This is a genomic window from Microbacterium sp., assembly GCF_044508325.1.
Taxonomy (GTDB): Bacteria; Actinomycetota; Actinomycetes; order Actinomycetales; family Microbacteriaceae; genus Microbacterium.
Genome location: NZ_JBIQHX010000023.1, coordinates 1 through 12,895 on the forward strand (window position 1 = coordinate 1; position 12,895 = coordinate 12,895).

13 protein-coding genes are annotated in these 12,895 nt (G+C 71.5%); all 13 read right to left on the reverse strand.

From position 1 onward, the window contains the following. Positions 1 to 105 precede the first annotated feature (105 nt). The gene (locus ACIWQI_RS14110; RefSeq protein WP_396658342.1) at positions 106 to 1,080 is read right to left on the reverse strand and encodes an NAD-dependent epimerase/dehydratase family protein; all 975 of its coding nucleotides are present in this window, start codon (positions 1,078 to 1,080) and stop codon (positions 106 to 108) included. Between the two features lie 10 nt (positions 1,081 to 1,090). Next, positions 1,091 to 2,668 carry a hypothetical protein gene (locus tag ACIWQI_RS14115; RefSeq protein WP_396658344.1) on the reverse strand — a complete coding sequence of 526 codons (1,578 nt, stop codon included), beginning with the start codon at positions 2,666 to 2,668 and terminating at the stop codon, positions 1,091 to 1,093. Continuing rightward, positions 2,650 to 3,429: an ABC transporter ATP-binding protein gene (locus tag ACIWQI_RS14120; protein ID WP_396658345.1), complete on the reverse strand. Its 780-nt coding sequence runs from the start codon at positions 3,427 to 3,429 to the stop codon at positions 2,650 to 2,652. The genes ACIWQI_RS14115 and ACIWQI_RS14120 overlap by 19 nt, the downstream gene beginning before the upstream one ends. Positions 3,430 to 3,457: 28 nt before the next feature. After that, positions 3,458 to 4,195 (reverse strand): dienelactone hydrolase family protein, encoded by a 738-nt coding sequence (locus tag ACIWQI_RS14125; protein ID WP_396658346.1) that lies wholly within the window; start codon positions 4,193 to 4,195, stop codon positions 3,458 to 3,460. A 22-nt stretch (positions 4,196 to 4,217) separates the two neighbouring features. Continuing rightward, positions 4,218 to 6,845, reverse strand: coding sequence for a phenylalanine--tRNA ligase subunit beta (gene pheT / locus ACIWQI_RS14130; RefSeq protein ID WP_396658348.1), 2,628 nt, complete (start codon positions 6,843 to 6,845; stop codon positions 4,218 to 4,220). After that, positions 6,845 to 7,885 carry a phenylalanine--tRNA ligase subunit alpha gene (gene pheS / locus ACIWQI_RS14135; RefSeq protein ID WP_396658350.1) on the reverse strand — a complete coding sequence of 347 codons (1,041 nt, stop codon included), beginning with the start codon at positions 7,883 to 7,885 and terminating at the stop codon, positions 6,845 to 6,847. Before pheS ends, pheT begins: the two co-directional genes overlap by 1 nt. A gap of 42 nt (positions 7,886 to 7,927) precedes the next feature. Then, entirely contained in the window at positions 7,928 to 8,830 is a 903-nt protein-coding gene (locus ACIWQI_RS14140; RefSeq protein WP_396658352.1) for an amino acid ABC transporter permease, read from the reverse strand. Continuing rightward, entirely contained in the window at positions 8,827 to 9,474 is a 648-nt protein-coding gene (locus ACIWQI_RS14145) for an amino acid ABC transporter permease (protein WP_396658353.1), read from the reverse strand. The genes ACIWQI_RS14140 and ACIWQI_RS14145 overlap by 4 nt, the downstream gene beginning before the upstream one ends. A gap of 70 nt (positions 9,475 to 9,544) precedes the next feature. Continuing rightward, on the reverse strand, positions 9,545 to 10,459 hold the full coding sequence (locus tag ACIWQI_RS14150; protein WP_396658354.1) for a glutamate ABC transporter substrate-binding protein: 915 nt from the start codon (positions 10,457 to 10,459) through the stop codon (positions 9,545 to 9,547). Positions 10,460 to 10,520: 61 nt separating this feature from the next. After that, a complete protein-coding gene (locus ACIWQI_RS14155) occupies positions 10,521 to 11,315 on the reverse strand; it encodes an amino acid ABC transporter ATP-binding protein (protein WP_396658355.1) in 795 nt (264 codons plus the stop codon). Positions 11,316 to 11,390: 75 nt separating this feature from the next. Continuing rightward, positions 11,391 to 12,194, reverse strand: a complete 804-nt coding sequence (locus ACIWQI_RS14160; protein WP_396658357.1) for a TrmH family RNA methyltransferase — start codon at positions 12,192 to 12,194, stop codon at positions 11,391 to 11,393. A gap of 83 nt (positions 12,195 to 12,277) precedes the next feature. Continuing rightward, on the reverse strand, positions 12,278 to 12,664 hold the full coding sequence (rplT, locus tag ACIWQI_RS14165; RefSeq protein ID WP_396658358.1) for a 50S ribosomal protein L20: 387 nt from the start codon (positions 12,662 to 12,664) through the stop codon (positions 12,278 to 12,280). A gap of 32 nt (positions 12,665 to 12,696) precedes the next feature. Further along, positions 12,697 to 12,891: a 50S ribosomal protein L35 gene (rpmI, locus tag ACIWQI_RS14170; protein WP_396658359.1), complete on the reverse strand. Its 195-nt coding sequence runs from the start codon at positions 12,889 to 12,891 to the stop codon at positions 12,697 to 12,699. Positions 12,892 to 12,895 lie beyond the last annotated feature (4 nt).

Here is a 12,895-nt window from a genome sequence, read left to right on the forward strand (position 1 = left end):
GACGACGGCGCACGCGCAGAGCCGCGGAGGCGGCGGACAGCGGGGCCGTGGGCATGCCGAGACGATAGCGGGATACCGGCGGACGCCGCAAATCGAGGCGCTTCGTCATGGCAGGCGGGCGATGAGCTCGAGCTCTTCGGCGCGGGTCAGCCCCGCGGCGCGGAAACGGTCGAGACCGCGGGCCCGTTCGTCGTCGAGCGTGCGCGCCAGGGTGTCGGCGAGCGGGCGGACGCCGCCGCCCGCGGCGCGGTAGGTGGCGTTCGACCTGGTCGCGAAGCCCGGCATGTCGGCGGGCAGCCAGAGCGGAAGCGAGCGCGGCCCGGCCCAGTAGGCGACCCCCTGGCCGATCAGCCATTCGTCGTCGGCGGCGGCGACGTCCCCGGTGTGACCGGCCACCGCACGCGCGAGGCCGGCGAAGGCGGGGAACGGGTGGCTGTCGCCGACCGCATCCACGGTGCCCGTCCAGCGGCCATCTCCGACCGAGAAGACGAACGCCGCGAGGTCGTCGACGTCGATCACCTGCACTCGCAGCTCGGCACGGCCGGGCGCGAGCACCGGCGCTGCATCGGCGAGCGCGAACCGCCCGGCCCAGTAGCCGAAGCGGTCGGTCGGGTCGCCGGGTCCGACGATGAGGCCGGGCCGCACGACCGCGGCCTCGGCGCCGCGGGCCCGCCGGACCGCCTCTTCGGCGGCGACCTTCTGCCGCCCGTAGTCGTCCTCGTCCTCCGGCCCCGCGGGCTCGAGCAGCGCGGCGGTCTCGTCCGCGCCGACCACCGTCGCGTCGCGGTACACCGACACCGTCGACACGTACGTCCAGTGGGCGGCACGATCGCCGAGCGCCGCGACCGCGGCGGCGACGTGGGCGGCGCGGGACGACACGTCCACGACCTCGTCCCACTCCCTCCCCGCGACGGCGGCATAGGCGTCCGCATCCGCGCGGTCGGCCACCACGAGCTCCGCGCCGCCGGGCGCGGGGCGCCCCCCGCGGGCGAGGCATGTCACGCGGGCGCCGGCATCCGCCCACGCCGCGGCCACCCGGCCGCTCAGCCATCCGGTCCCTCCGAGGACGAGCACGCGCATGGGTCGCTCCTCAGCTCGTCGCGAAGTTCTTGATGGTCATCAGCAGCTCCGGTCCTCGCCGATCGAAGACGCGCCCTCCGACGATCACGCCGACCGCGGCGATCGCGAGCCCGTACCCGATCCCGACGGCGAGGGCCAAGCCGCCCAGCAGCGTCGAGCCGGCAAGGAGCGAGGCGACCGCGAGCGCGAGGGGCGGCGCGGCCGCGACCACGCAGACCAGGAGCACCACCATCACCATGAGCCCGCTCACGAACGTCTGGCCGGGCACCGACTTGAACGGACTGTCGCCGGGCGCAGCCACCGGGGTCGCCAGCAGAGCCGAGGAGACCGCGGTCACCCCGAATCCGGTCAGCAGCAGTCCCAGGCAGCCGCCGAGCAGCGCCGGCAGCCGCTCCGGCGCGCCGGAGAGCACGACGACCGCGACGTCGAGGACCACGACGAGCGGGATCAGCACGCATGCGGCGCCGAGCGCCCGTCCGAGCCGGTCGGCGCGGCCGCGGATCCCGGTCGCCAGCACGGTGCCGAACGCCGTGCCGTCGTAGGAGACGTCGGTGTACCCGACGAACGCGAGGATCAGCGCGACGACGAGGGCGGATGCGGTGAACAGGGGACTTTCCACGCCGCCGCCGAGCGCGAAGATGATCGGCAGGAGCGGGACGATGAGCAGCTGGCGCAGATATCGGGGATCGCGCAGCCATGCCGTCAGCGAGCGCGCCCAGGTGGCGCCCACGCCGCCGGTGGGCATGATGCCGAACAGGCCGACGCGTCCGGCCCCGACCGCCCGGGCGGCCCGGCGCGGAGGCGAGCTGATCGACGCGCGCAGCACCCGCATCCACACCAGCCACAGCAGGGCCGGCGTCGCGATCGCGATCGCGAAGCGCGCCGCCGCCACCGCCCACTCCCCCGTCGCCACGTCGCCCGGAACCGCCCAGGCGGCGCCGACCGGCGTCCACGCCAGGATGCCCGAGACCTGCACCAGCCGCGCGCCGAGGTCGACCGCCCGGTCCAGCAGGGCGAGCAGCCCGGTGAGGGTGGGCCCGGCGAGGATGACCACGATCAGCAGGAGGGTGCCGACCACCTCCTGCCACCGACGGCCGGTCCCGGCCGACAGGGTCGCCACGAGGCGGCTCGCGACGATGCAGGTCAGCAGCGCGAGGATCGCGCACGGCACCGCCGCGGCGACCGCGAGCGGCCAGCGCGCCCACAGCCCGATCGCCACGAGCACGGCGAGCCCGGTGGCAAGACCCGGAACACCGGTGAAGGCGGAGGCCGCCAGCGCGACCATCACCTGGCGCAGGGTCAGGGGGAACGGTGCGAGCCGCGGAGCATCGACCGTCGTGTTGAACCCTGCCAGCAGCACCGGCCCGATGACCCAGCCCAGCACCAGCAGCGAGCCGCCCAGCACCGCGATCATCCGGACGGTCGCGAGGTCGGCGGCGATGGTCGCCGCGACGACGCCGGCGGCCACCAGGCCCACCACCCACAGGGCACCGAGGATCCCGAAGCAGAACCCGACGAGCTGCCACGGGTTGCGGGCCAGGGTGTTGCCCAGGACCCGGTAGCGCAGCCTCAGGACTGTCGCAACCATGACGGTCCTTCCGAGCTGTGGCGGCCGCCGACGAGGGTGAGGAAGCGATCCTGCAGCGTGTCGTCGCCGCGCACCTCGTCGAGTGTCCCGTCGGCGAGGACGCGGCCGCCCGCGAGCACCGCCACGTGGTCGCACATGCGCTGTACGAGGTCCATGGAGTGGCTGGAGAGGATGACGGTGCCGCCGGATCCCGTGTAGCCGCGCAGGACGTCCTCGATGTTGGCGGCCGAAACCGGGTCGACCGATTCGAAGGGCTCGTCGAGCACCAGCAGCCGCGGCGCGTGCACGAGCGCGCAGGCGAGCCCGGCCTTCTTCGTCATGCCGGCCGAGTAGTCCGCGACGATGGTGCCGGCCGCCTCGCGCAGGTCCATGAGGTCGAGCAGGTCGGACACGCGCTGCGGGATCTCTGCACGGTCCACCCCGAACATCATGGCCGTGTACGTGAGCAGCTGCTCGCCGGTGAGCCGGTCGAACAGCCGCACGCCGTCGGCGAGATTGCCGATGAGCCGCTTGGCCTCGACCGGATGCCGCCACACGTCGACGCCGTGCACGCTCGCGGTCCCCGCGTCGGGGCGCAGCAGCCCGGTCGCCATCAGCAGGGTCGTGGTCTTGCCCGCCCCGTTGGGGCCGACGAGGCCGAAGAACGAGCCGGTGGGCACGACCAGGTCGACGCCGTCGACGGCGAGCTTCTGCCCGAATCGCTTGGTCAGGCCGGTCAGCTGCAGGGCCGATGCGCTCGGCTGGAGGAGGGGATCCGTCACCGATCGAGCCTATCGGCACGCGGCGCGTTCAGACGTGGGTCTCGAGGAACCGCAGCGTCCGCGCCCACGCATCCGCCGCGTCCTCGGCGCGGTAGCGCCGCCCCCGGTCGTTGAAGAACGCGTGCGAGGCATCGGGGTACACGACCGCCTCGAAGTCGACCCCGGCGGCGGCCATCTCGGCGCGGACCGACGGCAGCGCGTCGATGAGCGCGGGATCGTGCTGCCCGTACAGGGCGAGCACCGGGCAGCGGATGTCTGCGATCCGCTCCGGCTCGGGCGCGGTGCCGTAGAAGGGGACCGCCGCCCGGATCCGGTCGTCGGCGGCGGCGAGGAGGAAAGCGTAGGTCCCGCCGAAGCAGAACCCCACCACCGCGACGTGCGCGCCCACACCCGGGCTCGCCTCGAGCAGATCCACCGTCGTGCGCAGGGCGCGTGTCGCCCAGGCTGAGTACTCCGGCGCCTTCGCGGCCGCCAGGGCCTCGCGCATGCGCGGCTGGGCGGCCGTGCGCGCCTCCTCGTCTTCGCTGTTGAGCAGCGCGAACAGCTCGGCCCCCAGCGCCGGCTCCACCCCGGCCTGACTGAGGATGTCGGCGGCGGCGACCAGCCACCCCTCGGCGGCGAAGCGGTCGGCGACGTCGCGGATCTGATCCACCAGGCCCCAGATCTCGGGGATCAGCACGACGCCGCCGCGCGGTTCGCCGGCGGGTCGCGCGACGTACACGTCGAACTCCGTGTCGCCGGCCAGCAGCGTGATGGTCTCCGACATCCGCACTCTCCCTCCCGCGCGGCTACTCGCGCAGCCTGGCGCCGAAGCGCTCCTCGGCGACGGCGACGCCGAGCAGCTTCGCCTCGGTCGCCTCCGCTGCGGTCAGCGTGCGGTCAGGCGCGCGGAAGCGCAGGGCGAACGTGAGGCTCTTGGACCCCTCGGGCACGCCTGCGCCGCGGTAGTCGTCGACCAGCCGCAGCGACTCGAGGAGCTCGCCCGCGCCCTCGACGAGCGCGGCACGGACATCGGCGGCGGGTGTGCCGGCGGGCACCACCAGGGAGACATCCTGCGTGGCCGCCGGGTAGCCGGGCAGGGACGCCGCGACGACCCGGCCGCCCGCGAGTGCGATGACCCGATCGAGATCGAGCTCGGCGACGATCACACGGCCGGGAAGATCGGATGCCTCGGCCACCGCCGGCAGCAGCTCGCCGACGTATCCGACGACCACGCGGCCGGCGGTTCCCGAGCCCGTCGAGGGACCCGAGCCCGTCGAGGGACCCGAGCCCGCCCCGGTTCCCGAGCCTGTCGAGGGACCCGAGCCTGTCGAGGGACGGACCGTCAGCACGCCGGTGCGTCCCGGGTGCAGGGCGGCACGCCGGCCCTGCTCGACGTCGATCGTGACCCCGGCGGCGGCGGCGATGGTGCGCACCGCGTCGAGCGCGTCCGCCAGCTCGGCGGTCACGGCCGGCTGGCCGGGCTGCTTCGGGATGCGGGCTCCGGTGAGCAGGAGCGCGACGTGCCGGGCCTGCGGCGGGATCGACGCGTCCAGTTCGGCGAGGGTCGCCGCATCCGGACGCACCGCCAGCGGCGGCACGTGCTCCGTCCCATACGCGACCCCGGGCTCGGGGAGGAAGACGGCGCCGGTCTCGAACAGCGCGAGGTCGGTGAAGCCGCGCGCGTGGTTTCGATGGGCCACCTGCAGCAGCCCCGGGATCAGCGAGCGGCGCAGGAAGGGCGCCTGGCCGTCGAGCGGATTGGCCAGCCGCACACTCGGCAGATGCTCGCCGGATTCCGAGCCGTGCAGGTCGTTCTGCTCCTCAGTGGTGAACGGGAACGACGGGGTCTCCACCCAGCCCGCCGCGGCGAGCGCATTCGAGACCCGGCGGCGCGCCCGCTGCGGCGCGGTGAGACCGCGGCCGGAAGGCGGCACCGGCAGCACCGAGGGGATGCGGTCATAGCCGTGGATCCGGGCGACCTCCTCGGCGAGCGTCCACTTGTCGGTCAGGTCGGGCCGCCAGCTCGGCGGGAACACGATCCACCCGTCGTCGGCGCCCTCGGTCACCTCGCACCCGATCAGCCGGAGCGAGCCGGTGATCTCGTCGGCCGCGTAGGCGACGCCGATGAGCTCGGGGACGAACCTCCGGGGAAGATCGATGCCCTGCTGTTCGATCGTCGCGAACAGGGCGCCGCCGGATGCGGTGTCGGTCCCACCGGCGTACTCGGCCATGAGCTCGGCCACGCGGGCGGCGGCGGCGAAGGCGATCGCCGGGTCGACGCCGCGCTCGAAGCGGCGGGATGCTTCGCTCGGCAGCTTGTGCCGGCGCGCGGTGCGCGCGATCGTCACCGGGTCGAAGGTCGCCGCCTCGATCAGCACGTTGCGGGTGGCATCCGACATCTCGGTCGTGCCGCCGCCCATGACGCCGGCGAGTCCGATCGGACCGGACTCGTCGGTGATGAGCAGGTCCTCCGGGTCGAGTGTGCGCACCTTGCCGTCGAGGGTCTCGAGCTTCTCGCCCGTGCGCGCGCGGCGCACGGTGATCCCGCCCTGCAGGCGATCCAGGTCGTAGCCGTGGATCGGGTTGCCGAGCTCGAGCATCACGTAGTTGGTGATGTCGATGAGGATGCCCAGCGGCCGGATGCCCGCCAGCACGAGGCGCGCCACCATCCACGGGGGCGTCGGCCGGGTCGGATCGACATCGCGCACGATGCGGACGACGAACTCGGAAGCGCCGACGCGGCCCCGGATGGGCGCCTCGTCGACCACCCGCACCGGGAACGCCTCGGCGTCGGCCAGACCCGCCCCGCCGGACACCCGCTCTGCCGGGTCGCGGAAATCCGCTCCGGTCGCGTGCGCGTACTCGCGGGCGACACCGCGCACCGAGAGCGCGTACCCGCGGTCGGGGGTCACGTTGATCTCCACCGCGGCGTCATCCAGGCCCAGCAGCGCGATCGCGTCGGTGCCCACGGGCGCGTCGATGCCGAGCTCGACCAGGCGGAGGATGCCGGAGTGCTCCTCGCCCAGGCCCAGCTCCTTGGCCGAGCCGATCATGCCGTCGGAGACATGGCCGTACGTCTTGCGCGCGGCGATCGGGAAGGGTCCGGGAAGCACCGCGCCGGGAAGGGTGACCACGACCTTGTCGCCGGCGAAGAAGTTGTGCGCACCGCAGACGATGCCGCGCACATCGCGGCCGCCGTCCGACGCCGTCGAGGGGCCGACGTCGACCTGACACCAGCGGATCGTCTTGCCGTTGGACTGCGGCTCGTCGGCGAACTCGAGCACCTGGCCGACGACGATCGGCCCCTGCAGCTCGAAGCGGTGCACGTCCTCCTCTTCGAAGCCGACCGAGACGAGGTCGGCGAGGACCTGCTCGGGCGTCGCGTCGGCGGGCAGATCGACGTACTCGCGCAGCCAGGAGAGCGGAACGCGCATCAGACCACCATCCCGAACTGCTCGCTGAAGCGGACATCGCCCTCGGCCATGTCGCGCATGTCCTGCACGTCCGAGCGGAACATCAGCGTGCGCTCGATGCCCATCCCGAACGCGAAGCCCGAGTACACCTCGGGGTCGATCCCCGCGGCGCGCAGCACATTGGGGTTGACCATGCCGCAGCCGCCCCACTCGATCCAGCGGGCACCGCCCTTGAAGGTGGGATGCCACAGGTCCAGCTCGGCGGACGGCTCGGTGAACGGGAAGAAGTTGGCGCGGAAGCGCGTCTTCGCCTCGGCGCCGAACAGCACCTTCGCGAAGTGGTCGAGCGTGCCCCTCAGGTTCGCCATCGTGATGCCCTTGTCGATCACAAGGCCCTCCACCTGACTGAACACGGGCAGGTGGGTCGCGTCGAACTCGTCGGTGCGGTACACCCGTCCCGGGCAGATGACGTAGATCGGCAGCTCCCGCTCGAGCATCGAACGGACCTGGACCGGGCTCGTGTGCGTGCGCATCACCAGGTGGCGCTCGATGGGGTCGACGAAGAAGGTGTCCTGCATCTGGCGGGCCGGGTGGTCGACGTCGAAGTTCAGGGCGTCGAAGTTGAACCACTCGTGCTCGAGCTCCGGCCCCTCCGCGATCTCCCAGCCCATGCCGACGAAGATGTCGCCGATCTCCTCCTGCAGGAGCGTGAGCGGATGCCGGGCGCCCACGCGTGCGCGCGCAGGCAGCGCGGTGACATCCACGCGCTCGGCCTCCAGCCGCGCCGCCGTCTCGGCCTCGGCCAGCTCCTCCTCGCGGGTCAGGAAGGCCTGCGTCACCCGTCCGCGGGCCTGGCCGACGAGCTTGCCGAACTCGGCCCTGCGCTCCTGGGGAACGTGGCGCAGCTGCGCGTTCAGCTGCGCGAGCGGGGAGCCCTCGGCCGCATGCGCAGCGCGCGCGGCCTTGAGCTCGGCGGTGGAGGCTGCCGCGGCGACGGCCGCGAGAGCGGCGGCGACGGCGCCTTCGACCGCCTCAGGGCTGATTTCGATGGCGTCGGACACGATGTACGAGTCTACCGACGCGCGGGCGCGGCACTCGCCGCGTCACGCGGTGCCGGCGCCGAACCGGCCGGCGCCGGTCTGCGCCACGATGAGCTCGGTGTCGGTGCCGTCCTGCAGGGGCAGCTCGGCGCCCGCGGACCCGGAGGTGCGCCGCGAGCGCTTCTCCACGATGTACGCGATGTACGACAGGATCAGACACAGCGCCACGTAGATCGTTCCGCCCACGAGCGCGGCGGGGATCAGCGGCGAGTTGTACACCGCGTTCGAGCCCAGCAGCTTGATCACGTACAGCAGCTCGGGGTAGGTGATGATGAACCCGAGGGCCGTGTCCTTCAGCGTCACGACCAGCTGCGCGATGATCACCGGCATCATCGCCCGCACCGCCTGCGGGAGCAGGATGAGCCGCATCACGCCGTTCTTGCGCAGGCCGATCGCGTACCCGGCCTCCTTCTGGCCACGCGGCTGCGCCTCGACCCCCGCGCGCAGCACCTCGGCGAGCACCGAGCCGTTGTAGGCGATCAGCGCGATCACGACCGCCCAGTAGGGGTCCATCTTCACGCCGACGGTGGGCAGGCCGTAGTAGAGGAGCATCATCATGATCAGGACCGGCACCGCGCGCAGGACCTCGACGATCCAGCCCACGGGCACCCGCACCCAGGCGTGGTCCGACAGTCGGCCGATGGCGAGGACGAAGCCGACCAGCAGCGCCCCGATGGCCGCGAGCCCGAACGCGGACAGCGTGGCCAGCACGCCCTCGCCGATGATCACCCAGACGCGCGTGTAGGTGAAGATCTCCCACTTCTCGGGGCTGAACTGCCCGGTGGCGGCGAAGCGCCAGATCACCCAGGCGAGGATGCCGAGCACCACCAGCACCGTCACCGCGCCGATGATGCGGTTGCGGACCCGGGCGCGGGGGCCGGGCAGATCGTACAGGACCGAGCTCATCGCGCCACCCTCCACTTGTTCTCCATGATCCGCTGCAGCCAGGCCAGCAGCAGCACGAGCACGACGAAGATCGCCGCCACCAGCAGCAGCACGACCAGCGAGTTCTCACCGCGCTCGCTGAGCCAGTTGCGGATCGAGCCGAGGTTGAGCACCGAGAAGCCGGCCGCCACGGTGGTGTTCTTCAGCAGGGCGATGAAGACGCTCATCATCGGCGGGATCACCGAGCGCGTCGCCTGCGGCAGCACCACGAGGGTCATGACCTGGCCGAAGGTCAATCCGATCGCGCGAGCGGCCTCGGCCTGCCCCACCGGCACCGTGTTGATGCCGGCGCGGATGGTCTCGGCGACGTAGGTCGCGGTGTACACGCCGAGCGCGGCGGTCGCCAGGACCAGGGGGTTGATCCGCTCGCGCAGCAGGATGGGGAGGCAGAAGGCGAAGAAGAACATCACCAGGGTGAGCGGGGTGTTCCGGATCCAGTTCACGTACACCGCGCCGACCGACCGGGCGATCGGGATCGGCGAGACCCGCATCGCGCCCACGATGAACCCGAGGACCAGGGCGATGACGCCACCGCCCACGAAGAGCGCGATCGTGCCGCCGATCGCCTCGGCCCACAGATCGCCGTTGTCGGTGATGACTCCCACGTGCACTCCTTCGTCGGCGGGACGTCGGGTGATCCGGCGGCGGCGTGCGCCGCCGCCGGATCGATGCGGATCAGCCGACCGGGTCGACCGCCGGCTGCGTGCCGGTCACACCGGAGGCGCCGAGGTTCTTCTCGAAGATCGCCTGCCAGATGTCGCCGCCCTCGGTGAACATGTCGTTGATGAACTGCTGCAGCGCGGTGTCGCCCATGGCGATGCCCACGCCGTAGCGCTCCTCGCTGAACACGTCACCGACGACCTTGAGGTTGTCGGGGTCCTGTGCGGCGTAGCCGATCAGGATCGCCTCGTCGGTGGTGACGGCATCCACCTGGCCGTTCTTGAGGTCCTCGACGCAGGTCGAGTACGTGTCGTACTCCTTGGTCTGCGCGGGAGTCTCGTCCCGGATGCGCTGGATCGAGGTCGAGCCGGTCGCCGAGCACACGGTCATGTCGGCGGTGAGCGTGTCGATGCCGGTGATCGTGTCGTTGTCGGCTGCCACGAGCAGGCCCTGGCCGGTGATGAAGTACGGACCGGCGAAGGAGATCTGCTCCTTGCGCTTGTCGGTGATCGAGTACGTCCCGACGTAGTAGTCGATGTCGCCGTTCACGATCGCCTGCTCGCGGTTCGCCGACGCGATGGGCTGGAACTCGATGTCGGCCTCGTCGAAGCCCAGCGAGGCTGCGATCCAGCGCGCGATGTCGACGTCGAAGCCGGAGCGCTCACCGGTGGCGGGGTCGAGGTAGCCCAGACCGGGCTGGTCCTCCTTGACGCCGACCTGGACCTTGCCGGCGCTCTGGATCCGGTCGAACGTGGGGCTGCCCTCGATGGTCACATCGGTGGCGACCTCCCAGATCGCCTCGCTGCCCTGATCGGCGTCCCCGGTGCCGTTCCCGGTGTCACCTCCCGGTGTTCCGCTGTTGCACGCCGTCAGGGTCAGCGCCGCGACAGCGGCGAGCCCGATCCCGGCGAGGATTCGTGTCTTGCGCATGTGATCCTTCTCCTCGGTTTCGTATCGGTCAGGAACGCCGCGCACTCGTGGCGCGCGGACATCAATGGGTGATCAGCTTGGACAGGAAGTCCTTGGCGCGGTCGGTCTTCGGGTTGGTGAAGAACTCGTCGGGGGTGGCCTCCTCGACGATCTGGCCGTCCGCCATGAACACCACCCGGTCGGCCGCCTTGCGGGCGAACCCCATCTCATGGGTGACCACGATCATCGTCATGCCGTCGTGCGCCAGGCCGACCATCACGTCGAGCACCTCGTTGATCATCTCGGGGTCCAGCGCGCTGGTGGGCTCGTCGAAGAGCATCACCTTCGGGTTCATGGCGAGGGCTCGCGCGATGGCGACGCGCTGCTGCTGGCCTCCGGAGAGCTGCGCGGGCAGCTTCGACGCCTGCTGTCCGACGCCGACCCGGTCCAGCAGCACCTTCGCCTCGCGCTCCGCGTCGGCCTTCTTCATCCCCTTGACCTTGATCGGTCCGAGCGTGACGTTCTCGAGGATCGTGAGGTGCGAGAAGAGGTTGAACGACTGGAACACCATGCCCACGTCCGCACGCAGCGCCGCGAGCGCCTTGCCCTCCTTGGGCAGCTCCTTGCCGTCGATCGTGATGGTGCCGCTCGTGATCGTCTCGAGCCGGTTGATCGTGCGGCACAGGGTCGACTTGCCCGAGCCGGACGGGCCGATCACGACCACGACCTCCCCGCGGTGGACCGTCAGGTCGATGTCCTTGAGGGCCTGGAAGTCGCCGTAGTGCTTCTGCACATCACTGATCACCACCAGCGGGTCGCCTCGTCTCACGCTGATGTTCGAGGTCTCCGGCGCAGCAGTGCCGTCCGAGGTCGTCATAGGTCTACACACTAGGCAATGCCGCCCAGACGGCTGGGCAATCCCCACCGACCTTTACCGATCTGTGACCGCCCGTCAGTCGGCCCGCTGGGCGAACGCGCTCTCGTACAGGCACACGCTGGCAGCGGTGGCCAGGTTCAGCGACTCGGCGCGCCCGAAGATCGGCAGGCGCAGCGACCGGTCGGCCAGCGCGACGGAGGCCTCGTCGAGGCCGCGGGCCTCATTGCCGAACAGCCACGCGGTCGGCGCGGCAAGCAGGCCTTCGGACCGCACAGCGAGCAGGTCGTCCCCGTCGATGTCGGCGGCGAAGATCTGCATGCCGGCGGCACGCGCGCGCCCGACGACGCCGGCGAGCTCTCCCCCGAGCGAGACCGGCAGGTGGAACAGCGACCCGGTGGTCGCCCGCACGACCTTGGGATGGTACGGATCGACCGTGCGGCCGGTGAGCACCACGGCATCCGCCCCCGCGGCGTCCGCGGCCCTGATGATCGTGCCGAGATTGCCGGGATCGCGCACCTCCTCGCAGATCGCGATGAGGCGGGGGGATGCCGCGAAGACGTCGCGGACGGACGTGGGCAGCTGCCGGGCGACGGCGATGACGCCCTGCGGCGTCACCGTGTCGGCCATGGCCTCGATGACCGCCTCGGTGGCGAAGCGGACGTCGATCCCTGCGTCGCCGGCTCCGTCGCGGACATCGGGATGCTTCTCCATCGCGCCGGGCGTCGCGTACAGCTCCTCGACGGCTTCGGGAGCGAACCGGAGAGCCTCGCGGACGGCCTGCGGTCCTTCCAGGAGGAAGCGACCGGTCTCATGCCGTGCGCTGCGCTTGGCGAGCTTCGCGACGGCGCGCACGCGAGGCGACCGAGGGTTCTCCAGCACGGCCCCAGTCTAGGCGGGACGCGGCGCCCGACAGCGGCGAAGGGCGCCCTCCGTACGGGAGGACGCCCTTCGAAGGCTCGGGCCTACGCGGCGCTCTTGGGGGCGTTCGCGTCGGCCGGCAGCGCCTTCTTCGCGGTCTCGACGAGCGCGGCGAACGCCGTGGGCTCGTTGACGGCCAGCTCGGCGAGCATGCGACGGTCGACCTGGACGCCGGCGAGGCCGAGGCCCTGGATGAACCGGTTGTAGGTGAGGCCGTTCTGACGGCTCGCAGCGTTGATGCGCTGGATCCACAGACGACGGAAGTCGCCCTTGCGCTTGCGGCGGTCGCGGTACGCGTAGACGAGCGAGTGGGTGACCTGCTCCTTCGCCTTGCGGTACAGACGCGAACGCTGCCCGCGGTAGCCGGAGGCGCGCTCGAGGATGACGCGACGCTTCTTGTGCGCATTGACGGCGCGCTTGACTCTTGCCATTTCTCTTCGTTCCTATCGTGTGTCGGCGCGCGTCAGCGCCCGAGAAGCTTCTTGGCGACCTTGGCGTCGCCGGGGGCGAGGACCTGGTCCTTCGAAAGCCGGCGGGTGCGGCGGCTCGGCTTGCCCTCGAAGTTGTGGCGCATTCCGGCCTGCTGCCGCATGATCTTTCCGGTTCCGGTGACCTTGAAGCGCTTCTTCGAGCCCGAGTGGGTCTTCTGCTTAGGCATCTCT

Coding starts and splice junctions, on each gene's coding strand:
- ACIWQI_RS14115 (WP_396658344.1), bottom strand. CDS start 2,668: ATGGTTGCGACAGTCCTGAGGCTGCGCTACCGGGTCCTGGGCAACACC.
- ACIWQI_RS14155 (WP_396658355.1), bottom strand. CDS start 11,315: ATGACGACCTCGGACGGCACTGCTGCGCCGGAGACCTCGAACATCAGC.
- ACIWQI_RS14150 (WP_396658354.1), bottom strand. CDS start 10,459: ATGCGCAAGACACGAATCCTCGCCGGGATCGGGCTCGCCGCTGTCGCG.
- pheT (WP_396658348.1), bottom strand. CDS start 6,845: ATGCGCGTTCCGCTCTCCTGGCTGCGCGAGTACGTCGATCTGCCCGCC.
- ACIWQI_RS14110 (WP_396658342.1), bottom strand. CDS start 1,080: ATGCGCGTGCTCGTCCTCGGAGGGACCGGATGGCTGAGCGGCCGGGTG.
- rpmI (WP_396658359.1), bottom strand. CDS start 12,891: ATGCCTAAGCAGAAGACCCACTCGGGCTCGAAGAAGCGCTTCAAGGTC.
- rplT (WP_396658358.1), bottom strand. CDS start 12,664: ATGGCAAGAGTCAAGCGCGCCGTCAATGCGCACAAGAAGCGTCGCGTC.
- ACIWQI_RS14125 (WP_396658346.1), bottom strand. CDS start 4,195: ATGTCGGAGACCATCACGCTGCTGGCCGGCGACACGGAGTTCGACGTG.
- ACIWQI_RS14140 (WP_396658352.1), bottom strand. CDS start 8,830: ATGAGCTCGGTCCTGTACGATCTGCCCGGCCCCCGCGCCCGGGTCCGC.